The 21356-nt window shown below is 62.4% G+C and carries 16 protein-coding genes; 8 read left to right on the plus strand and 8 right to left on the minus strand.

Going from position 1 to position 21356, the window contains the following annotated elements:
• Positions 1 to 49: 49 nt before the first annotated feature.
• Entirely contained in the window at positions 50 to 1156 is a 1107-nt protein-coding gene (locus BMZ10_RS14085; protein WP_093463164.1) for an NADH:flavin oxidoreductase/NADH oxidase, read from the plus strand.
• 87 nt (positions 1157 to 1243) lie between these two features.
• On the opposite strand, the gene BMZ10_RS14090 is transcribed toward BMZ10_RS14085, so the two are convergent.
• The 8 genes from BMZ10_RS14090 to BMZ10_RS14125 form a co-directional block, all read right to left on the minus strand.
• A complete protein-coding gene (locus BMZ10_RS14090) occupies positions 1244 to 3667 on the minus strand; it encodes a hybrid sensor histidine kinase/response regulator (RefSeq protein WP_371265970.1) in 2424 nt (807 codons plus the stop codon).
• Positions 3668 to 3990: 323 nt separating this feature from the next.
• A complete protein-coding gene (locus tag BMZ10_RS14095; protein ID WP_093463166.1) occupies positions 3991 to 5415 on the minus strand; it encodes a gamma-aminobutyraldehyde dehydrogenase in 1425 nt (474 codons plus the stop codon).
• A 178-nt stretch (positions 5416 to 5593) separates the two neighbouring features.
• A complete protein-coding gene (locus tag BMZ10_RS14100) occupies positions 5594 to 6424 on the minus strand; it encodes an ABC transporter permease (RefSeq protein ID WP_093463169.1) in 831 nt (276 codons plus the stop codon).
• Positions 6414 to 7364 (minus strand): ABC transporter permease, encoded by a 951-nt coding sequence (locus tag BMZ10_RS14105; RefSeq protein ID WP_093463172.1) that lies wholly within the window; start codon positions 7362 to 7364, stop codon positions 6414 to 6416. Before BMZ10_RS14105 ends, BMZ10_RS14100 begins: the two co-directional genes overlap by 11 nt.
• Before the next feature lies 1 nt (position 7365).
• Positions 7366 to 8415: an ABC transporter ATP-binding protein gene (locus BMZ10_RS14110; protein WP_093463175.1), complete on the minus strand. Its 1050-nt coding sequence runs from the start codon at positions 8413 to 8415 to the stop codon at positions 7366 to 7368.
• A 237-nt stretch (positions 8416 to 8652) separates the two neighbouring features.
• On the minus strand, positions 8653 to 9804 hold the full coding sequence (gene ydcS, locus BMZ10_RS14115; protein ID WP_093463178.1) for a putative ABC transporter substrate-binding protein YdcS: 1152 nt from the start codon (positions 9802 to 9804) through the stop codon (positions 8653 to 8655).
• 148 nt (positions 9805 to 9952) lie between these two features.
• Positions 9953 to 11428: a gamma-aminobutyraldehyde dehydrogenase gene (locus BMZ10_RS14120; RefSeq protein WP_093464161.1), complete on the minus strand. Its 1476-nt coding sequence runs from the start codon at positions 11426 to 11428 to the stop codon at positions 9953 to 9955.
• A gap of 246 nt (positions 11429 to 11674) precedes the next feature.
• On the minus strand, positions 11675 to 12589 hold the full coding sequence (locus BMZ10_RS14125) for a LysR substrate-binding domain-containing protein (protein WP_093463181.1): 915 nt from the start codon (positions 12587 to 12589) through the stop codon (positions 11675 to 11677).
• Positions 12590 to 12767: 178 nt separating this feature from the next.
• Here BMZ10_RS14125 and BMZ10_RS14130 point away from each other — a divergent pair, with 178 nt between their 5' ends.
• The 7 genes from BMZ10_RS14130 to BMZ10_RS14160 all read left to right on the plus strand — a co-directional run bounded on the left by BMZ10_RS14130 (position 12768) and on the right by BMZ10_RS14160 (position 21327).
• The gene (locus BMZ10_RS14130) at positions 12768 to 13484 is read left to right on the plus strand and encodes a tellurite resistance TerB family protein (protein WP_093463184.1); all 717 of its coding nucleotides are present in this window, start codon (positions 12768 to 12770) and stop codon (positions 13482 to 13484) included.
• Between the two features lie 338 nt (positions 13485 to 13822).
• On the plus strand, positions 13823 to 15445 hold the full coding sequence (locus tag BMZ10_RS14135) for a methyl-accepting chemotaxis protein (protein WP_093463187.1): 1623 nt from the start codon (positions 13823 to 13825) through the stop codon (positions 15443 to 15445).
• Positions 15446 to 15454: 9 nt separating this feature from the next.
• On the plus strand, positions 15455 to 15991 hold the full coding sequence (locus BMZ10_RS14140) for a chemotaxis protein CheW (RefSeq protein WP_093463190.1): 537 nt from the start codon (positions 15455 to 15457) through the stop codon (positions 15989 to 15991).
• On the plus strand, positions 15988 to 17286 hold the full coding sequence (locus BMZ10_RS14145) for a CheR family methyltransferase (protein ID WP_093463193.1): 1299 nt from the start codon (positions 15988 to 15990) through the stop codon (positions 17284 to 17286). The genes BMZ10_RS14140 and BMZ10_RS14145 overlap by 4 nt, the downstream gene beginning before the upstream one ends.
• Positions 17283 to 17966 carry a chemotaxis protein CheW gene (locus BMZ10_RS14150; protein WP_093463196.1) on the plus strand — a complete coding sequence of 228 codons (684 nt, stop codon included), beginning with the start codon at positions 17283 to 17285 and terminating at the stop codon, positions 17964 to 17966. The genes BMZ10_RS14145 and BMZ10_RS14150 overlap by 4 nt, the downstream gene beginning before the upstream one ends.
• Positions 17963 to 20320 carry a hybrid sensor histidine kinase/response regulator gene (locus BMZ10_RS14155; RefSeq protein ID WP_093463199.1) on the plus strand — a complete coding sequence of 786 codons (2358 nt, stop codon included), beginning with the start codon at positions 17963 to 17965 and terminating at the stop codon, positions 20318 to 20320. The genes BMZ10_RS14150 and BMZ10_RS14155 overlap by 4 nt, the downstream gene beginning before the upstream one ends.
• Positions 20317 to 21327 carry a chemotaxis response regulator protein-glutamate methylesterase gene (locus BMZ10_RS14160; protein ID WP_093463202.1) on the plus strand — a complete coding sequence of 337 codons (1011 nt, stop codon included), beginning with the start codon at positions 20317 to 20319 and terminating at the stop codon, positions 21325 to 21327. The genes BMZ10_RS14155 and BMZ10_RS14160 overlap by 4 nt, the downstream gene beginning before the upstream one ends.
• Positions 21328 to 21356: the final 29 nt, after the last annotated feature.

Here is a 21356-nt window from a genome sequence, read left to right on the forward strand (position 1 = left end):
TTCAATACGAACAGTGCCTGGATCCTTTGAATCGACCTGAGAGGTGCTCATGAGCCTGCTGCTTGAACCCTACACTCTTCGCCAACTCACTTTCCTCAATCGCATCGCGGTCTCGCCGATGTGTCAGTACTCCTGCGTCGACGGGCTGGCCAATGACTGGCATCTGGTTCATCTGGGCAGTCGTGCCGTGGGCGGCGCGGGGCTGATCTTTACCGAAGCGGCGGCGGTGACCCGTGACGGTCGCATCACGCCTGAAGACCTCGGCATCTGGAACGATGAGCAGATCGAACCGCTGCAACGGATCACCCGCTTCATCACCGCGCAAGGCGCAGTGGCGGGCATTCAGCTGGCGCATGCCGGGCGAAAGGCCAGTACCTGGCGTCCATGGCTCGGCAAGCATGGCAGCATTCCGGCCGATCAGGGCGGATGGACGCCCTGGGGACCGTCGAAAATCCCGTTCGACCCTCAGCACACCGCGCCGACACCGCTGGACGAGGCGCAGATCCAGACCGTCATCCAGGCCTTCGTCGACGCTGCCAGGCGCGCGCTGACCGCCGGGTTCAAGGTCGTGGAGATTCACGCGGCCCACGGTTACCTGCTGCATCAATTTCTGTCTCCGCTGAGCAACCAGCGCCAGGACCAGTACGGCGGATCGTTCGAGAACCGCATTCGTCTGACCCTTGAGGTCACCGAAGCGGTGCGCAAGGTGTGGCCCGAGGAGTTACCGTTGTTCGTGCGGGTGTCGGCCACCGATTGGGTCGAGGATGGCTGGAATCCGGATGAAACGGTTGAACTGGCCAAGCGCCTGAAAACCCTCGGCGTTGACCTGATCGATGTGTCCTCGGGCGGCACCGCGGCGAACGCTGAAATTCCGGTCGGGCCGGGTTATCAGACGCAGTTTGCCGGGCGGGTCCGCAACGAGTCGGGCATTGCGACCGGGACTGTGGGCATGATTACCGAGCCGTATCAGGCCGATACCATTCTGCGTACCGGGCAGGCCGACTTGATCCTGCTGGCCCGTGAGCTGTTGCGCGATCCTTACTGGCCGCTGCACGCCGATGACGACCTGGGTGGGCGCAAGGCCGTGTGGCCCGCGCAATATCAGCGCGCGACGCATCGGGATCAGCCGATTCACGAGTCGGATCTGCGCGACTGACGCTGAACACCGGCACGTCGTGGCAGCGTCACGACGGGGCGGCAGCCGTTTTGGCTTCTTGCTGCCGACCCTGTCACGCTGTTGCGTTTACCCTTCGAGCAAGCCTCTCACCCGCTCGCTGAGCGCCGGAATCGAAAACGGCTTAGTCAGCACGTGCATGCCCGGTTCGAGCCGACCTTCTCCCAGCGCGGCGTTTTCCGCGTAACCGGTGACGAACAGCACCTTGAGCATCGGCCGCAGTGTGCGTGCGGCATCGGCGAGCTGGCGCCCGTTCATCCCGCCCGGCAGCCCGACATCGGAGACCAGCAGGTCGATAGTCTGCTTGGATTGGAGTATCTGCAGCGCCGCTGCCCCGGTGTCGGCTTCCAGCACGCGATATCCCTGATCGGTCAGCACTTCGGCCACGAGCGCGCGGACCGAAGGCTCGTCGTCCACCACCAATAATGTTTCACCGCCTGAGAGGTGATTGGACGAATCCTCCGGTTCGGGTTCGCTCACCCCGACGACGCCTTGCTCGACGTACGCTGGCAAGTGAATGCAGACTTGCGAGCCTTTGCCCGGCGTGGAGCGGATATGTACGCCGCCCCCGGATTGCCGGGCGAAACCATAGATCATCGACAGGCCCAGGCCGGTGCCCATGCCAATCGGCTTGGTCGTGTAAAACGGATCGAACGCGCGCTTGACGACATCGGGGCTCATCCCGCTGCCGTTGTCGCTGACACACAGCGTCACATAAGTGCCCGCCGACAGCTCAAGCTCGCGGTCCTGGTCGGCGGTCAGCGTTCTGTTGCCAGTCTCGATCAGCAGCTGTCCCCCATCGGGCATCGCGTCGCGGGCGTTCAGGCACAGGTTGAGCAGCGAGTTTTCAAGCTGGTGCGGGTCCACCAGCGTGGCCCAAAGGCCGGGCGTGGCAATGACGTCCATCGCGATGGATGGCCCGACGGTGCGACTGATCAGTTCGGCCATGCCGTCCACCAACTGGTCGACATCGGTGGGCTTCGGATCGAGAGTCTGCCTGCGGGAAAATGCCAACAGTCGGTGGGTGAGGGCGGCCGCTCTTCGCGACGCGTCCAGCGCAGCGTTCACGTAACGCCCCAGATTTTCCGTACGACCGTTGGCGACCCTGGCTTTCAGCAGCTCGATGTTGCCGCTGACGCCCATCAGCAGATTATTGAAGTCGTGCGCCAGTCCGCCGGTGAGCTGCCCGACCGCTTCCATTTTCTGTGACTGGCGCAACGCTTCTTCGGCGAGGCGTAACGCCTCGGCGCGTTCTTTCTCGGCGGTCATGTGCTTGCCGAGCGCGAATATCACGCCATTGTGAGAAGCCGCTGTCCAGGCGATCCAGCGGTAGCTGCCGTCCTTGTGCCGAGAGCGGTTCTCGAACAGCGGCAGCACATCGCCGACGGTGTGGGCGAGCGCCGCCTGGCTGGAGCTGAAGTCGTCCGGGTGGGTCAGGTCCAGCACGGAGCGGCCGATCAGTTCGTGGGGCTCGTGGCCCAGGACCGCCGACCATGCAGGATTGACCCGCAGAAGGTGGCCGTCGAAGTCCAGCATCGCCAACAGGTCGGGCGAGATCGTCCACAGACAATCGAGTTCGGCCGTGCGTTCCGCGAGTGCGTCGGCCTGCTGTTTCTCGGCGGTGAAGTCCCGGGCGCTGCAATACATCTTGCCGCCTTCGGGTACCGCCACCCAGGACAACCAGCGGTAACTGCCGTCCTTGCAGCGATAACGGTTTTCGACATTCAGGACGGGCTGATTGTCGGCCAGGGCGTTGAACGCGATTGTGCTGCGCTCGCCGTCGTCGGGATGAACCAGATGGCTGAAGGTCAATGCCGACAGCTCGTCCTCGCTCCAGCCAAGCACGCGTTGCCAGGCCGGGTTGCTCGATTCGAAGCGGAACTGCGCGTCCATCACCGACAGCAGGTCGGGGCTGACTTGCCAGGTCAGGCCACGGTCATGGGAGCGTGCGATCACCTGCCGCTCGAGGTCGGCAATCAAGTCCAGTCGGCGCTGTTCGCTGGCTTTCAGGGCCTGTTGGTTCTTCACGCGTTCTGTGGTTTCGTTGGTGATGCACAGAAGCCCGACGATGGTGTTGGTTTCGTCCAGCAGGGGCGAGAAGCTGAACGACCACCACGTCTGTTCCACTTCGCCGTAACGCGCCATGGTCAGCGGCAGGTCTTCGCACTGATAGGGCACACCGCGCAATGCGTTCTCGGCGTAAGGCCGGACCTGATCCCAGACATCGGCCCACAGCTCGCTGATGTGCGCACCGATGGCGTTTTCGCCCCGTGGCCCGAGCACCGGTGCGTACGCATCGTTGTGGAAGAAGAGCATTTCGGGCCCCCAGAGCAGGTACATCGACTCTGGCGAATTGAGGATCAGGTTGAGGTGGATTTTCAACGCTGCCGGCCACTGCGTGATCGGCCCCAGCGGCGTCATGCTCCAGTCGGTCTGCGAAATAATGCGGCCTGCCTCACTGCCGCCTGCGGGAAAGCCGGGATGTAGGGTCAATGAGGCGAGCTCCAGTCAGGGGAGAACAGTGTACGAAGCTGGCTGTAAACTTGCCTACCCTTTTATATCCGCTTGAATGGGCGAGTATGCGTATGTAGAGCGATCCGGCATTCAGACGAATATCAGAACACGCGGGTAAATCCAATCCAGCTCATTTGGATTGACCCTAGGAATCCATCGGGGTTGCGTTGATATCAAATCATAATCAGTGCGGCGTGGTGTATCCAATGCCTTGGGCCGTTGAACGGCAAGCCCGCCTCCGGAGGAAGGTTTTCCTGTGAGTACGAGCTTGCCGACCAGCCGGTCGGGTCAGCGGCGGGGCATCAGTGCTTGAACATCACGTGGCGCACGGTGGTGTAATCCTCCAGCCCGTACATCGACATGTCCTTGCCATAGCCGGACAGCTTTTGCCCGCCGTGGGGCATTTCGCTGACCAGCATGAAGTGCGTGTTCACCCACGTGCAGCCGTATTGCAACCGGGCTGACAGGCGATGAGCGCGGCCAACGTCCTGGGTCCATACCGACGATGCCAGGCCGTAGTCGGAGTCGTTGGCCCAGCTCAGCACCTGCGCTTCATCCTCGAATGCCGTCACCGAGACCACCGGCCCGAACACCTCGCGACGGACGATCTCGTCATCCTGCTGGGCGTCGGCGATCACCGTGGGCTGGAAGAAGTAACCGTTGCCTTCGATGGCCTTGCCGCCAGTGATCAGGCGCGTATGGGACTGCGCGACGGCGCGTTCGACGAAGCCGGTCACGCGGTCCCGATGTTGCGCGGTGATCAGCGGGCCGAGTTCCGTGTCGGGGTCGTCCTGCCGACCGACCTTGATCGTGCTGACCGCTTCACCGAGCTTCTGCACGAACGTTTCATAGATGCCTTTTTGCGCGTAGATGCGGCAGGCGGCGGTGCAGTCCTGGCCGGCGTTATAGAAACCGAAGGTGCGGATGCCCTCGACCGCGGCGTCGATGTCGGCGTCGTCGAAGATGATCACCGGCGCTTTGCCACCCAGCTCCATGTGCATGCGTTTGACACTGTCGGCGGTGCTGGAAATGATGTGCGAGCCGGTGGCGATGGAGCCGGTCAGCGAGACCATGCGCACCTTCGGGTGCGTCACCAGCGGATTGCCCACAGTCTGGCCGCGACCGAAGACCAGATTCAGCACGCCGGCAGGGAAGATGCCGTTGGCCAGTTCCACCAGACGCAAGGCGGTCAGCGGGGTTTGCTCCGAGGGCTTGAGCACCACGGTATTGCCTGCGGCCAGCGCGGGGGCGATTTTCCAGGCGACCATCATCAGCGGGTAATTCCAGGGTGCAATGGAGGCAATCACGCCCACCGGATCGCGGCGGATCATCGAGGTGTGGCCGGGCAGGTATTCGCCGGCGGCCGAGCCACCCATGCAGCGACTGGCGCCCGCGAAGAAGCGGAACACATCGGCGATGGCGGGCATCTCGTCATTCAGTGCAGCGTTGTAGGGCTTGCCGCAGTTGTCCGACTCCAGCTTTGCCAGTTCCTCGGCATTGTCGTCGATGGCATCGGCCAGCTTCAACAGCAGCAGCGCGCGATCCTTGGGAGCGGTCTGCGACCAGCTTTCGAAGGCGGCATCGGCAGCGCGCACGGCCGTGTCGACCTGAGCTTCGGTCGCCTCATTGATTTCCACCAGCACCCGACCCAGCGCCGGATTGAACACCGGTTGGGCGGGACCTTCACCGGCGACCAGTTGGCCATTGATCAGCAGTTTGGTTTGCATGGTTTGTCCTCTTGTTGAATCTCTTGGGCGCTATGCCGTCGCACGCCAGTGGATTGAAACGCGGTTCTGTAGGAGTGAGCCTGCTCGCGACTGCGTACATGCAGTCACTCATTAGCTGGCTGATCCACCGCTATCGCCAGCAAGCTCACTGCTACGGGATTTCGTGTTGGATTTGTCATTACTTACCGCCGCTCCCGGCCACGCTTTCACCGCCGCGGGTCAGGTAGTAGGCGCCCAGAATCGGCAGCATGGTGACGATCATCACCAGCATCGCGACCACGTTGGTCACTGGCACATCGCGGGGGCGGCTGAGTTGGTTGAGCAGCCAGAGCGGCAAGGTGCGCTCATGCCCGGCGGTGAATGTGGTGACGATGATTTCGTCGAACGACAACGCGAACGCCAGCATCCCCCCGGCGAGCAATGCCGAGCCGAGGTTGGGCATGATGATGTAGCGAAAGGTCTGCCAGCCATCCGCGCCCAGGTCCATCGACGCTTCGATCAGGCTGTGAGACGTGCGACGCAGACGCGCGATGACGTTGTTGTAGACGATCACCACGCAGAAGGTCGCGTGACCGACGATGATGGTGAACATGCCCGGTTCGATCCCCAGCGTCTTGAACGCCGACAGCAGCGCAAGCCCGGTGATGATGCCGGGCAGGGCGATGGGCAGGATCAGCATCAGCGAGATGCCATCCTTGCCAAAGAAGTCGCGGCGATACAGGGCCGCCGAAGCCAGCGTGCCAAGCACCAGTGCAATCAGGGTGGCGACGCAGGCGATCTGCAGCGACAGCTTGATCGACTCAAGTACATCGGGCCGGCCAAAGGCGACGCTGAACCACTTCAGGGTGAACCCTTGCGGCGGGAAGCTGAACGCGGCGTCTTCGGTGTTGAACGCGTAAACGAAGATGATGAGGATCGGAAAGTGCAGAAACACCAGGCCGGCCCAGGCGGCGGTTTTCAGGCCCCAGGAGGCCTGATCGCCTTGTTTGATCACAGGCTCAGAGCGCATCGAAAGCCCCCAGTCGTTTGACGATGGACAGGTAGATGGCGATCAGCACGATCGGCACCAGCGTGAAGGCCGCTGCCATGGGCATGTTGCCGATGGCGCCTTGCTGGGCGTAGACCATGCTGCCGATGAAGTAGCCCGGCGGGCCGACCAGTTGCGGCACGATGAAGTCGCCCAGCGTCAGCGAAAACGTGAAGATCGAACCCGCGGCGATGCCCGGCACCGACAGCGGCAGAATCACTTGCATGAAGGTCTGGCGCGGCTTGGCGCCCAGGTCAGCGGATGCCTGCAGCAACGACGGCGGCAGACGTTCCAGCGACGCCTGGATCGGCAGGATCATGAACGGCAGCCAGATATACACGAAGACCATGAAGCGGCCCAGATTCGAGGTCGACAAGGTGCTGCCACCGATACCGGGAATGCCCAGAACGGCCTGCAACACCGGCTCGAGCCCCAAGTGCTGAACGAACCATTGCGCGACGCCGCCCTTGGCCAGCAGCAGCGTCCAGGCGTAGGCCTTGACGATGTAACTGGCCCACATCGGCATCATCACTGCAATGTAGAAGAACGCCTTCGTTTTTCCGGTGGTGTAGCGGGCCATGTAATAGGCGATCGGGAAGGCCACAATGGCGCTGGCGATGGACACGGCGATCGCCATGCTCAGCGTTCGCTGGATCACGTCAAAATTGGCGGGGCTCAACAGCGCGGCAAAGTTGGCGAACGTCAGGTCCGGGGTGACCGTCATGCTGAAGTCGTCGAAGGTGTAGAAACCTTGCCACAGCAGCGTCAGCAGGGAGCCAAGGTAGATCGCGCCGAACCACAGCAGCGGCGGAATCAGCAGCAGCGACAGGTACAGATTCGGCCGCCGATAGAGCAGGCTGGAAAAGCGCCGCGACGGCGATTGTCCTGCCGCTGATGCCGAATGGACGAGTGTCTGGCTCATCTCAATGCGCCCTTGTCAGCGATTCGCCGGCCGCGTCGGCCAGTGGAATCATTGCCTCGCGCGCCCAGCGTGCCGTCATGCGCTGGCCCGGCTGGTGTTGCGCACTGAGGTCCAGCCATTGGCTGTTGGCCTGGCTGACGCAGAGGGTCTGGCCATTGTCCAGTTTCAGCTCGTAACGCGTGGTGCTGCCCTGATACTGGATATCGTGAAGCAGGCCGCTGATTTCGATCTCGTGTGCTGCAGTCGGGCCTTCGGCGAAGCGAATGTGCTCCGGACGAATCGAGAAAGCGCTGGGCTGGCCGCTCAACTGTTGCGCCAGTTCGCCGCGCAGCACGTTGGAGGTGCCGACGAACTCGGCGACGAAGGTGGTGGCCGGTTTCATGTACAGGTTGCGCGGCGTGTCGACCTGCTCGATTCGACCCTTGTTGAACACCGCCACTCGATCCGACATCGACAGCGCTTCGGTCTGATCGTGGGTGACGAAGATGAAGGTGATGCCGAGCTGGCGTTGCAGCTTTTTCAGCTCGCTCTGCATCTGTTCGCGCAGCTTGAGGTCCAGCGCGCCGAGCGGTTCGTCGAGCAGCAGCACGCGAGGGCGGTTGACCAGCGCACGCGCCAATGCCACACGCTGGCGTTGACCGCCGGAGAGCTGCACCGGCTTGCGTTCACCGTAGCCACCCAGCGCGACCATGCTCAGCGCTTCTTCGGCACGCGACAGGCGCTCGCTTTTACCGACCCCTTTGACCTTCAGGCCATAGGCGACGTTGTCACGCACGTTCATGTGCGGGAACAGGGCATAGTCCTGAAACACGGTGTTGACGTCGCGCTGATAGGGCGGCAGGCCCGCTGCTTCTTCGCCGTGAATACGGATCGAGCCCGCGCTGGGTTGCTCGAAACCTGCGATCAGGCGCAGGCACGTGGTTTTGCCCGAACCCGACGGGCCCAGCATGGAAAAGAACTCGCCGTCCTTGATGTCGATGGATACCCGGTCGACGGCCTTCACATCGCCGAACTGCCGGGAAACGTTGGTGAACTGGACTGCAAGGGTCATGGGTGAAACTCCAGTTGGCCGCTGTGGGAGCTGTTTATCCGCCAGGGGCCGGTACAAACGACAAATGTGTGGCGGGAAATACCCGTGTCTGTAGGAGCTGGCTCGTCCTGCGAACGGCCGGGAACCGGTCGTAAAACCGGCTCGCGCGGACGTTCTGGCACACCGCGTTCAACGGTTTTACGACGACTGCGTCGCCGTTCGCAGGACAAGCAAGCTCCTACAGGGGGGCGTCAGGTGTTAACGCCCACCCATGATCGCGATGTAGTCCTGCGTCCAGCGGCTGTACGGCACATATTTGCCGCCCTCGGCCTGCGGGGTTTTCCAGAAGGCGATCTTGTCGAACAGGTCGAACCCGTTTGTCGCGCAACCTTCGGCGCCCAGCAGATCGCTGGATTTGCACGCTTCGGGGACGACCGGCAACGACCCGAACCAGGCCGCGACGTCACCCTGGACTTTCGGTTGCAGCGACCAGTCCATCCACTTGTAAGCGCAGTTGGGGTGCTTGGCCTCGGCGTGCAGCATCGTGGTGTCGGCCCAGCCGGTGGCGCCTTCCTGCGGGATGGTCGAGGCGACAGGCTGTTTGTCGGCGACCAGGCCGTTGACCATGTAGCCCCAGGAGCTCGAAGCCGCAACGCCTTCGTTCTTCACGTCGCTCATCTGCACCGTCGCGTCATGCCAGTAGCGATGCACCAGCGGGTGCTGCGCGCGCAGAAGGTCGAGCACGGCCTTGTACTGGGTTTCGGTGAGTTGGTAGGGATCTTCGATTTTCAATTCCGGTTTCGCGGTCTTTAGGTACAGCGCGGCGTCCGCGATGTAGATCGGGCCGTCATAGGCCTGCACGCGGCCTTTGTTCGGTTTGCCATCGGGCAGGTCCTGCGCCTCGAACACCACGCTCCAGCTCACCGGCGGGGTCTTGAACACGTTGGTGTTGTACATCAGCACGTTCGGGCCCCACTGATACGGCGTGCCATAGGTCTGCTTGTTGACCGTGTACCAAGGCCCATCCTTGAGGCGCGGATCGAGGGTTTTCCAGTTTGGGATCAGGTCAGTGTTGATCGGCTGGACGCGTTTGCCGGCGACCAGCCTGAGCGAGGCATCGCCGGACGCGGTCACCAGATCGTAGCCGCCTTTGGTCATCAGGCTGACCATCTCATCGGAGGTCGCCGCTGTCTTGACGTTGACCTTGCAGCCTGTTTCCTTCTCGAAGCCGGTGACCCAGTCGTAGGCCTTGTCGCTTTCGCCTCGTTCGATATAACCCGGCCAGGCCACGATATCCAGCTGGCCTTCGCCGTCGCCCACCGCCTTGAGCGTTTCGGCCGCCTGTACGGTGCCACTGGCGAACAACGCAGTGATGATGGCGCTCAAGAGCGCGGTCTTGTGTACGGACATGGTGCTTCCCCTCGTTTATTTATGTTCTTGGGCAGAGAGACATCAGTTGCGAGCTTCAAGCGGTGAGAGGTCGTCACTCATGCCCTTTCACTTGTCGCTGGAAGATCGCGGTACAGCTGTTCTTATTGCTTTGCTTGAAGCTTGCCGCTTAAAGCTCGTAACTGCTCCTGGCCATGATGTGGCGCACGACGCTGTAGTCCTGCAGCGAATCACTGGACAGGTCCTTGCCGTAGCCCGAGCGCTTCAAGCCGCCGTGGGGCATTTCGCTCACCAGCATGAAATGACTGTTGATCCATGTGCAGCCGTACTGCAAGCGCGCGGCCACCTGCATGGCCTTGTCCAGATTCTGCGTCCAGATCGACGAAGCCAGGCCGTATTCGGAATCGTTGGCCCAGTCCACGGCCTGGGATAGCTCGTCGAAGCGGGTGACCGTCACGACCGGGCCGAACACCTCGCGCTGAACAATTTCATCGCCCTGCTTGCAACCGGCCAGCAGCGTTGGCTGGTAGAAGAAGCCCGGGCCCGAATGCACGGCCGCGCCCGTGATCCGTTCGATGTGTGGCTGGCTCAGCGCTCGCTCCACGAAACTGGCCACCCGGTCGCGCTGACGGGTGCTGATCAGTGGCCCGATTTCATTATCGGCGTCGCGTTTGCTGGCGAAGCGCAGGCTGCTGACCGCAGCGCCGAGCTCAGCGACGAGTGTGTCGTGGATGCCGGCCTGCGCGTAGATGCGGCACGCGGCCGTGCAGTCCTGGCCGGCGTTGTAATAGCCATATGTGCGCACGCCCTCGATCACGGCGGCGATGTCGGCATCGTTGCACACGATCACCGGGGCCTTGCCGCCCAGCTCCAGATGAGTGCGTTTGAGTGTGCGGGCGGCGGCTTGAAGGATTTTCTGGCCGGTGACGATATCGCCGGTCAGCGAGACCATGCGCACTTTCGGGTGGCTTACCAGATGGCTGCCGACCCCTTCGCCACCGCCACAGACGATGTTGATGACCCCGGCGGGTAATAACTGCGCGAGCATCGGCGCCAGCGCGAGAATCGATAACGGCGTGTGTTCCGACGGCTTGAACACCAGCGTATTGCCTGCCGCCAGCGCTGGCGCGATTTTCCAGGCAGCCATCATGATCGGGTAGTTCCAGGGCGCGATCGAGGCGACCACGCCAATCGGATCGCGCCTCACCATGCTGGTGTAGCCCGGCAGGTATTCACCGGACAACTGGCCGGTCTGACAACGTACGGCACCGGCGAAGAAGCGGAACACATCGACCGTGGCGCTCAGGTCGTCCTGGCGCGCCAGGTGCAACGGTTTGCCGCAATTGAGCGATTCGAGTACCGCAAGTGCGTCGGCGTTCCGTTCGATGGCGTCGGCAATGCCGAGCAGCAGATTCGCACGTTGCTGGGGCGTCGTGCGTGACCAACCGGTAAAGGCGCGGTGAGCGGCAAGAATCGCCTGTTCGACCTGCTCGGTGCTGGCCTCCGCGATGTGAGTCAGTACTTCGCCAGTGGCGGGGTTGAGGATCGGCTCGACAAACCCCTGACCCGCCACCAGCTCTCCGTCGATGAGCAACGAGGTGAGCAGTTGTGGCGATTCGGAGTGCGGGGTCGGCGCGCCAGCCATGGTTCGAGCTTCCTTGTATCGATGCTTGTCATTGATGGCCTGAACCAGACTGCTGATGTCGGGCGCAGCTGGACCTTGTGGAGCGAATTCATTCAAAAAAGCCGTATCTGCCGCGCTGTCTCTATCAGCTGATGATCACCCGCCGCGGCGCGCCGCAAAACCCGAAAACAACTCCGCTTCCAAGGCTCAGAGACTAGTGCCGCATCGAGAGCGCGACAAATTCTAAATACTGAATGCAGCGTTCGATTAAATAGATGGCCTGCGTCCCGGATGCGGCTGTTCACGTGCCACGCTGAGGAATGGGTCGACCAGTGAGGGGCGCGCCGTGCCGCGCCGCCATGCCAGGCCCACGTCCAGCGTCTGAGTCAGGTCGGCGATCGGCCGGGCTTCAATGATGTCACCCTCCAGCGACCACGGACGATAGGTCATGTCCGGCTGAATCGAGACGCCGAGGCCGGCGGCCACCAGACTGCGAACGGCCTCGGTGGAAGCCGTGCGCAGACTGACATTGGGCTGAAGTCCGGCGCGGGACCATATTCGCTGTGCGTTCACGCCCATTTCATCCACGTTCAGCTGAATGAGCGGCTCGCGGGCAACGTCGGCAAGATTGATGTTGTCGTGCTCCAGCAGCGGATGTTGAGCGGGCAGCCACAGACGATGAGGCGAATGGGTCAGCACCTCGGTCTGCAGCGCGTGGCGGTCTTCCAGATTGGACAGAATCAGCACGCCGACGTCGATTTCACCACTGACCAGCAGATGCTCGATGTAGGGGCGTTCGTCTTCCATCACGCGCAGGTCGACGTTGGGGTACGCCCGCTGAAAGCGCGTCAGCAGGTCCGCCAGATAGTATCCGGCGACCAGGCTGGTGACGCCGATGACCAATTGTCCCGCCACTTGATCGGCGCTGTGTTGCAGGCTGCGTTTGGCGTTCTCCACCGTCGCTAGGATCAGATGCGCCTGACGCAGAAACTGATGCCCCTGATGGGTCAGGGTCATGCCTTTTGCGTGTCGGCTGAAGAGGCTGACGCCGATGTCTTCTTCCAGTTGCTGGATCGCCAGGGTCAGCGTCGATTGGGAAATGAACACCGCCTGCGCCGCGGCCGAGATCGAGCCGGTTTCCGCAACGGCGATGAAGTGGCGAATCTGGCGCAGCGTCATCATGGCAATCAGCTCATTCGTTTTTTCAGGTGTGCGGCACTATATATCGTTTTTCCCGATGGTCGCCTAGCGGCTGAGAGAGTCGTTGCAACATTCAGAAGCACAGCGGGTGCTCAGGCGTAGCCGACTTCCTTTTACTCTGCGAGCTGATTCTTTTTGTCTCATCTACCGAGGTGGATTCATGAACACGCGAGGCTTGCTCGATCAATTGTTGAAATCCGGTCAGGACCTTCTGCAGAACAAGGCGTCCGGTGTGCAGGGCAAAGGCACGCAAGGGGGTGTTGGCGACCTGTTGGGTAAAGTGGGCGGCGGCAATCTGGGCGGATTGCTTTCCGGGGCCGGTGGCGGCGCGCTGGCGGCCGGTGCGATGGGTTTGTTGCTGGGCAACAAAAGCGCTCGCAAGATCGGCGGCAAGGCATTGACTTACGGTGGTCTGGCCGCATTGGGTGTGCTGGCCTACAAGGCTTACGGCAATTGGCAGGCGAGTCAGGGCGTGGCCCAGTCTGCTGCGCCGCAGACAGTGGATCGCGTCCCGGCCGCGCAGGTCGAGCAGCACAGTGAGGCGATTCTGCGGGCCCTCGTTGCGGCGGCCAAGGCAGACGGGCATGTGGACGCGCGCGAACGCGAGCTCATCGAAGGCGAGTTCACCCGCATCACCGGTGACAGCGAGTTACAGCATTGGCTGCACGCCGAGTTGAACAAACCTCTGGATCCTGTTGACGTTGCCCGGTCCGCGCGCACGCCTGAAATCGCTGCCGAGATGTACCTGGCCAGCATCATGATGGTCGATGAAGAACACTTCATGGAGCGCGCTTATCTGGATGAACTGGCCAAGCAGTTGAAGCTCGCGCCTGAGTTAAAGAACGAACTGGAGGCTCAGGTGCGCCAGGCGCAGTGATTCACATCTATCGAGAGCCGCTGTCGAAAGGAGCGCGCTGGTTTGCAGCCGGATCCGGAGGAATGCTGTTGCCCTTATCGGGTCCTGGCTGACTCAGCGCAATCGCGACATACGCGCGCTCTCAAGGTAATGCCTTTCTCATTGCCATCAAGCAATTTCTCCCCACGCCGATAGCCTCTCAGATATTTCCCTAATATCTGTACGTTTTTGCGTTATCTCTGTCGGAAACAGCCCAGTTAATTGGTAGGTCACTAGGCTATACTCCGCTCGCTTTGGGCCGTTCGTCGGTCCGCTTCTTGAACCCGGTTTCGCCGGTGTTGAACTCTTGAGGGCTGACTGTGAAGAACTGGACATTGCGTCAACGTATCTTGGCGAGCTTCGCTGTAATCATCGCCATCATGCTGCTGATGGTGGTCGTGTCATACACCCGGCTGCTCTCGATCCAGAACAGTGAAGAGGCGGTTGGCGAAGATGCGTTGCCGGGTGTGTATTTCAGTACGTTGGTGCGCAGCGCCTGGGGTGAAAGTTATATCCGCACACTCGAGTTGATCGGCGAAGGCAAAGCGCGTGAGTTGACCCGCGCCGAGCAGGATCAGTACATCGACTTCGAAAATCGCCTGCAGAGCCAGATCGACGGATATAAGAAGACTATCTTCGACGACACCGATCGCAACAACTTCAACGTTTTCGAGAAGCAGCGTGAAACATATGAGCGGCTGTTGAGCGACGTGCTCAAGGCGTATCAGTCCGGCGATTACACTACTGCCCGCACGGTGTTTTATGGACAGGTCAATCCGATCTGGCTCCAGGGCCGCAAGCAACTCAATGAGCTTATCGTTGCCAACAAGGTCGTGGCCGATCAGGCCACCGCCAACATCGCGTCTGCCGTTCTGACCGCGAAAATCAGCATGGGCATCTCCCTGGTGGTCGCCATTCTGGCCGCTGTTGCCTGCGGCCTGCTGCTGATGCGCACGATTCTGGCGCCGATGAACCGCATCGTGCGAATTCTTGAAACCATGCGCACCGGCGATCTGAGCAGCCGTCTGACGCTGGATCGCAATGATGAATTCGGCTCGGTTCAGACCGGTTTCAACGACATGGTCACCGAACTGGCCGCGCTGGTTTCGCAAGCGCAGCGTTCATCGGTGCAGGTCACGACCTCGGTCACTGAAATCGCCGCCACGTCCAAGCAGCAGCAGGCGACCGCCACCGAAACCGCCGCGACCACCACGGAAATCGGCGCGACCTCCCGTGAGATTGCCGCGACCTCGCGTGATCTGGTGCGCACCATGACCGAGGTGACATCGGCGGCCGATCAGGCATCCATTCTCGCCGGCTCCGGCCAGCAAGGCCTGGCGCGCATGGAAGAGACCATGCATTCGGTCATGGGCGCGGCCGATCTGGTGAATTCCAAGCTGGCGATCCTCAATGAGAAAGCCGGCAACATCAATCAGGTGGTGGTGACCATCGTCAAGGTGGCCGACCAGACCAACCTGCTGTCGCTCAATGCTGCGATCGAGGCTGAAAAAGCCGGCGAATACGGTCGTGGATTTGCCGTGGTCGCTACCGAAGTGCGGCGTCTGGCTGACCAGACGGCCGTTGCCACCTACGACATCGAACAGATGGTTCGCGAGATCCAGTCGGCGGTGTCCGCAGGTGTAATGGGCATGGACAAGTTTTCCGAAGAAGTGCGTCGCGGCATGTTCGAAGTGACGCAGGTCGGCGAGCAGCTCTCGCAGATCATTCATCAGGTGCAGGCCCTGGCGCCGCGCGTGCTGATGGTCAATGAAGGCATGCAGGCGCAGGCCACTGGCGCCGAACAGATCAATCAGGCGCTGGTGCAACTGGGCGATGCCAGCAGCCAGACGGTCGAGTCGCTGCGTCAGGCCAGCTTTGCCATCGACGAGCTGAGCCAAGTGGCGGTCGGGCTGCGCAGCGGCGTGTCGCGATTCAAGGTCTGAGTCCGGGCCATGATCGAGCATTCAGCCAAACGCAGCGCCGTGGTCGTGCCGAAAAACAAGCTTTTCCTGCTGTTTCGCATCGGCGCGGAACGCTATGCGCTGGAGGCCACGGCCGTCGCCGAAGTGCTGCCGCGTCTGGTGCTCAAGCCCATCGCTCATGCGCCGCACTGGGTGGCAGGCGTGTTCGCGCACCGAGGCGCAGTGGTGCCGGTGATTGACGTGAGTGCACTGACGTTCGGACACGCGGCGCAGTCGCGCACCAGTACCCGACTGGTGCTGGTGCACTACCGCGCGCATGCCGAACGTGCACCGCAGTGGCTCGGGCTGATTCTCGAACAGGCGACCGATACCTTGCGTTGCGCCCCGGACGAGTTCAAGCACTACGGCCTGGACAATCGTCAGGCACCGTATCTGGGGCCGGTCCGCGAAGATGAGCTCGGCTTGCTGCAGTGGATTCGCGTGGAGGATCTGCTCAGCGATGCGGTGCGCGAATTGCTGTTTCCCGAAACGCCCCTGACCCTCGAACCCTTTGAGGACGCGCCATGAGCAGCGACGCGCGCTTCTTCGCGTTCCTCAAGGATCGCATCGGGCTGGACGTGGCGTCGGTGGGCGAGGCTATCATCGAGCGCGCCGTGCGCCAGCGGTGCACCACTTCCCGGCTCGACGGCCATGACGCGTACTGGCAACTGTTGCAGCGCTCGCCCGACGAACAGCAGGCGCTGATCGAAGCGGTAATTGTCCCGGAGACCTGGTTTTTCCGGTATCCGGAATCCTTCGCCACCCTGGGCAAACTCGCCAGTGCGCGTCTGGAACAGCTCGGCGGCGTCCGGCCGCTGCGCATCCTGAGCCTGCCCTGTTCGACGGGCGAGGAACCTTATTCCATCGCCATGGCCATGTTCGACGCCGGTTTGCAGGCGGTGCAGTTCAAGGTCGAAGCCATCGACATCAGCCCGCTTTCGATCCAGCGCGCGCGTCGAGGCGTGTATGGCAAAAACTCATTTCGTGGCGAGCGGCTGACCTTTCGCGAGCGCTATTTCGAACCGGTCGAAGACGGCTTCCGTCTGCAGGACCGGGTGCGCGAACAAGTGGTGTTTCAGCCCGGCAATCTGCTGGATCCGACCTTGCTGGTGGCGCAGTCGGCGTACGATTTCGTGTTCTGCCGCAACCTGCTGATCTACTTCGATGTCGACACCCAGCGCCAGGGTTTTGAAGCGCTCAAGCGCATGACCCGCGACGACGGCGTTCTGTTTATCGGTCCTGCCGAGGGCAGCCTGTTGGGGCGCATGGGCATGGTGTCGATCGGTATCGCGCAGTCCTTTGCGTTCCGACGCCGCGATGATGGGAGCCCCGAACCGGTGGCCATCACTGCCGCGCCTGCACGACCGCCGCTGCCGGCGGAACCGCCGGCGCGGGTTGCCAGACCTGTTTTACCTGCCGCGCGCAGTCAGAGCACCCTCAAGCCGTTCGCGCCGTTGTTGCCCGCCCGATCCGCTGACGTTCAGTCGCCAGGGAACAGCGAGGCCGCGGCCTTACTGGGCAGCATTGCGGCGCTGGCCAATGAAGGCCGCACGGCCCAAGCCAAAGCCGCTTGCGAGCAGTACCTCAGGCAACATGAGCCCATCGCGGCGGTGTTTTACTGGCAAGGGCTGCTCAGTGAGGTGACCGGCGAGGCGGCCGCGGCCCAGCGTTTCTACCGCAAAGCGTTGTACCTGCAGCCGCAGCACCCCGAAGCACTGGCGCAACTGGCCGCGCTGCTGGCCGCTCAGGGTGACAGCGCCGGGGCGCGTCGCTTGCAGGAACGCGCTGCGCGGGGCGCGAATAAAGAAGGACAGAATCGATGAGCGGCGTACACACAGAGCTGGTCAGCGACGACGCACAGGCCATCGACGACTGCTGGAACCGCATCGGCATTCATGGCGACCGGTCCTGCCCGCTGCTGGTGGAGCATATTCACTGCCGCAACTGTTCGGTGTATTCGGCAGCCGCCACGCGCCTGCTGGACCGCTACGCGCTGGCGCAGGAACAACGGGTGTCGATGCACGGCGAGGAGCTGGCAAGCGACGTCAAGACCCGCTCCATCGTGGTCTTCCGCCTGGGCGAGGAGTGGCTCGGCCTGCCGACGCGCTGCCTGGTCGAAGTGTCTCCGGTACAAGCGATTCACTCGCTGCCGCATCAACGCTCGCGCGCCTTGCTCGGCGTTGCCAATGTGCGTGGCGCGCTGGTGGCGTGCCTGTCGTTCGTCGAACTGCTTGGGCTGGATGCGTCCATCGTGCCCGCGGCCAACGCGCGGATCATGCCGCGCATGTTGATCGTCTCCGCCGAGGGCGGGCCAGTGGTGGTGCCGGTCGATGAGGTCGATGGCATTCATGCGATCGAGGCCCGGCTTCTGGATTCGGCATCGGCGCCGGCGCACAACGGCAATGCACGATTCACCCGTGGCGTGGTGCAGTGGAAAAACCGCAGCCTGCGCCTGCTGGACGAAGAACAACTGTTGTCGGCAGTGAACCGGAGCCTGACATGACGCCCGATCAGATGCGCGATGCCTCGTTGTTCGAACTGTTCACGCTGGAAGCCGAGGCGCAGACCCAAGTGCTCAGCGCAGGCCTGCTGGCACTCGAACGTAACCCGACTCAGGCCGATCAGCTGGAAGCCTGCATGCGCGCCGCCCATTCGCTCAAAGGCGCGGCACGTATTGTCGGTGTCGATGCGGGCGTCAGCGTTTCCCACGTCATGGAAGATTGCCTGGTCGGCGCCCAGGAAGGCCGTCTGCATCTTCAGGCCGAGCACATCGACGCCTTGCTGATGGGCACCGATCTGCTCATGCGCATTGCCACGCCGGGCGAAAGCAGCGTCGGCCAGGCCGATGTCGACGGCTATGTGGCGCTGATGAACGCGCTGGTCGATCCCGCCGCGGTCAGCAAGCCCGCCATTGCCCCGGAGCCTGCGCCGTCGATGGAAGACCTGCTGCGGGCCAATGCCCAGTCGCTGGTGTCCTCCGTGCAGTCCGCGCATGGGCCAGTACCGGTCGAGCCGCCTGCCGCGCCTGCCGCACCGATGACCCCGGATGACGCCGAGGTCGAATCTTCACCGAAGACGGAGCGCCGCAACGAGCGCCGCGTCGCCGAAGGTGGCGAGCGCGTCCTGCGAGTGACTGCAGAACGGTTGAATAACCTGCTGGACCTGTCGAGCAAGTCACTGGTCGAGACCCAGCGGCTCAAGCCTTATCTGACCGCCATGCAGCGGGTCAAACGGTCCCAGAGCGGGGCGAGCCGGGCGCTGGACAACCTCGAAGCGCTGCTCGACGCCAACGTCGATCCGGACGCGCAGAAGGCGCTGGACGAAGCGCGGCGCATGCTCAGCGAAGCGCAGCATCTGCTCATTCAGCAAACCGCCGACCTCGACGAATTTGGCTGGCAGGCGTCACAGCGCGCGCAATTGCTCTACGACACCGCGCTGGCGTGCCGCATGCGTCCGTTTGCCGACGTGCTGACCGGGCAGGCGCGGATGGTCCGTGATCTGGGTCGCTCGCTGGGCAAGCAGGTGCGGCTGCAGATCGAGGGCGAGAAGACTCAGGTCGATCGCGATGTCCTGGAAAAGCTCGAGGCGCCGCTCACCCATTTGCTGCGCAACGCCGTGGACCACGGCATTGAATTGCCCGAACAGCGTATTGCCAGCGGCAAGCCCGCCGAGGGCCTGATCCAGCTCAAGGCCTCGCACCAGGCTGGTCTGCTTGTCGTCGAGCTGATCGACGATGGCGCCGGTGTCGATCTGGAGCGCCTGCGTCGCAGCATCATCGAGCGCAAGTTGTCGCCGGCCGAAACCGCGGCGCAGTTAAGCGAGGAAGAACTGCTGAGCTTCCTGTTCCTGCCCGGCTTCAGCATGCGCGACAAGGTGACCGAAGTTTCGGGACGCGGCGTCGGTCTGGACGCCGTGCAACATATGGTCCGTCAGTTACGCGGTGGCGTGGAGCTCGATCAGCGGGCAGGGGAAGGCAGCCGCTTCCATCTTGAAGTGCCGCTGACGTTGTCGGTGGTGCGCAGTCTGGTGGTGGAAGTGGGCGGCGAAGCCTACGCCTTTCCGCTGGCACACATCGAGCGCATGCGTGACGTGCAGGCCGACGAGATCGTGCAACTGGAAGGCCGTCAGCATTTCTGGCATGAAGAGCGCCATGTGGGGCTGGTCGCGGCCAGTCAGTTGCTCAACCGGCCAGCCGCCCAGCACAGCGAAGACGTGCTTAAAGTGGTGGTGATCCGCGAGCGCGACGCGGTCTATGGCGTGGCCGTGGAGCGCTTCATCGGTGAGCGCACGCTGGTGGTGTTGCCGCTGGATCCTCGCCTGGGCAAGGTGCAGGATATCTCCGCCGGCGCGCTGCTGGACGACGGGTCGGCGGTGCTCATTATCGATGTCGAAGACATGCTGCGCTCCGTGGAAAAACTGCTCAATACCGGACGTCTCGAGCGCATCGACCGGCGCAATCGTCAGGCCGACAGCCAGGCGCGCAAGCGTGTGCTGGTGGTCGACGATTCGCTGACCGTGCGTGAGTTGGAGCGCAAGTTGCTGCTGGGGCGCGGCTATGAAGTCGCCGTCGCCGTGGATGGCATGGACGGCTGGAACGCGCTGCGTGCCGAAGATTTCGACCTGCTGATCACCGACATCGACATGCCGCGCATGGACGGTATCGAATTGGTCACGTTGCTGCGGCGTGACAGCCGGTTGCAGTCATTGCCCGTGATGGTGGTGTCGTACAAGGATCGAGAAGAAGATCGACGCCGAGGGCTGGATGCCGGCGCCGACTATTATCTGGCCAAGGCCAGTTTCCACGACGATGCGCTGCTCGACGCCGTCGTTGAGTTGATAGGAGATGCGCAGGGATGAAAATCGCCATCGTCAACGACATGCCCATGGCCGTCGAGGCGTTGCGTCGGGCGCTGGCTTTCGAGCCGGCGCATCAGATTGTCTGGGTCGCCGGTAACGGTGCAGAGGCGGTCGAACGTTGTGCCGAACTGACGCCGGACCTGATCCTGATGGATCTGATCATGCCGGTCATGGACGGCGTAGAGGCAACTCGACGTATCATGGCGGCAACGCCGTGCGCGATCGTGATCGTGACCGTGGACCGCGAGCAGAATGTTCACCGGGTTTTCGAAGCCATGGGGCACGGAGCGCTGGACGTCGTGGACACGCCCGCGATCGGTGCCGGTAACCCGAAGGATGCGGCCGCGCCTTTGTTACGCAAGATACTTAATATAGGCTGGCTCATTGGCCAGCGTGACAGTCGCGTGCGCCAGGCACCGCCACCGCTGACTGCCTCCGCGCAGCGTCAGGGCCTGATTGCGATCGGGTCATCGGCGGGCGGGCCGGCGGCGCTGGAAGTGCTGCTCAAGGGCCTGCCGAAAGACTTTCCCGCGGCCATCGTGCTGGTGCAGCATGTCGATCAGGTGTTCGCGGCCGGCATGGCGCAGTGGTTGAGCAGCTCTTCGGGGCTTGTCGTCAGGCTGGCTCGCGATGGCGAGCCACCGCAAGGTGGAACCGTACTGCTGGCCGGTACCAACCATCATATTCGTCTGTTGAAGAACGGCACGCTGGCCTATACCGCCGAGCCGGTGAACGAGATTTACAGGCCCTCGATCGATGTGTTCTTCGAGAGTGTGGCCAGCTATTGGAACGGTGACGCAGTGGGCGTTCTGTTGACTGGCATGGGGCGTGATGGTGCTCAGGGGCTCAAGCTGATGCGTCAGCGAGGTTTTCTGACCATCGCCCAGAACCAGCAAAGTTGCGCGGTGTACGGCATGCCCAAAGCGGCAGCGGCCATCGATGCAGCCATGGAGATTCGCTCGCTGGACACGATTGCGCCTCGCTTGAAAGAGGTATTCACCCAATGAATTTCCAGGTGATTTCACAGCCCGCCTGT

Source organism: Pseudomonas sp. NFR16, assembly GCF_900108875.1.
Lineage (GTDB): Bacteria > Pseudomonadota > Gammaproteobacteria > Pseudomonadales > Pseudomonadaceae > Aquipseudomonas.

What these genes read in the sequence shown, in the direction of transcription:
- BMZ10_RS14110 (WP_093463175.1), bottom strand. Translation starts at nt 8,415, where the DNA reads ATGACCCTTGCAGTCCAGTTCACCAACGTTTCCCGGCAGTTCGGCGAT.
- BMZ10_RS14155 (WP_093463199.1), top strand. Translation starts at nt 17,963, where the DNA reads ATGACGCCCGATCAGATGCGCGATGCCTCGTTGTTCGAACTGTTCACG.
- BMZ10_RS14105 (WP_093463172.1), bottom strand. Translation starts at nt 7,364, where the DNA reads ATGAGCCAGACACTCGTCCATTCGGCATCAGCGGCAGGACAATCGCCG.
- BMZ10_RS14100 (WP_093463169.1), bottom strand. Translation starts at nt 6,424, where the DNA reads ATGCGCTCTGAGCCTGTGATCAAACAAGGCGATCAGGCCTCCTGGGGC.
- BMZ10_RS14160 (WP_093463202.1), top strand. Translation starts at nt 20,317, where the DNA reads ATGAAAATCGCCATCGTCAACGACATGCCCATGGCCGTCGAGGCGTTG.
- BMZ10_RS14145 (WP_093463193.1), top strand. Translation starts at nt 15,988, where the DNA reads ATGAGCAGCGACGCGCGCTTCTTCGCGTTCCTCAAGGATCGCATCGGG.
- BMZ10_RS14150 (WP_093463196.1), top strand. Translation starts at nt 17,283, where the DNA reads ATGAGCGGCGTACACACAGAGCTGGTCAGCGACGACGCACAGGCCATC.
- BMZ10_RS14125 (WP_093463181.1), bottom strand. Translation starts at nt 12,589, where the DNA reads ATGATGACGCTGCGCCAGATTCGCCACTTCATCGCCGTTGCGGAAACC.
- ydcS (WP_093463178.1), bottom strand. Translation starts at nt 9,804, where the DNA reads ATGTCCGTACACAAGACCGCGCTCTTGAGCGCCATCATCACTGCGTTG.
- BMZ10_RS14085 (WP_093463164.1), top strand. Translation starts at nt 50, where the DNA reads ATGAGCCTGCTGCTTGAACCCTACACTCTTCGCCAACTCACTTTCCTC.
- BMZ10_RS14120 (WP_093464161.1), bottom strand. Translation starts at nt 11,428, where the DNA reads ATGGCTGGCGCGCCGACCCCGCACTCCGAATCGCCACAACTGCTCACC.
- BMZ10_RS14140 (WP_093463190.1), top strand. Translation starts at nt 15,455, where the DNA reads ATGATCGAGCATTCAGCCAAACGCAGCGCCGTGGTCGTGCCGAAAAAC.
- BMZ10_RS14130 (WP_093463184.1), top strand. Translation starts at nt 12,768, where the DNA reads ATGAACACGCGAGGCTTGCTCGATCAATTGTTGAAATCCGGTCAGGAC.
- BMZ10_RS14095 (WP_093463166.1), bottom strand. Translation starts at nt 5,415, where the DNA reads ATGCAAACCAAACTGCTGATCAATGGCCAACTGGTCGCCGGTGAAGGT.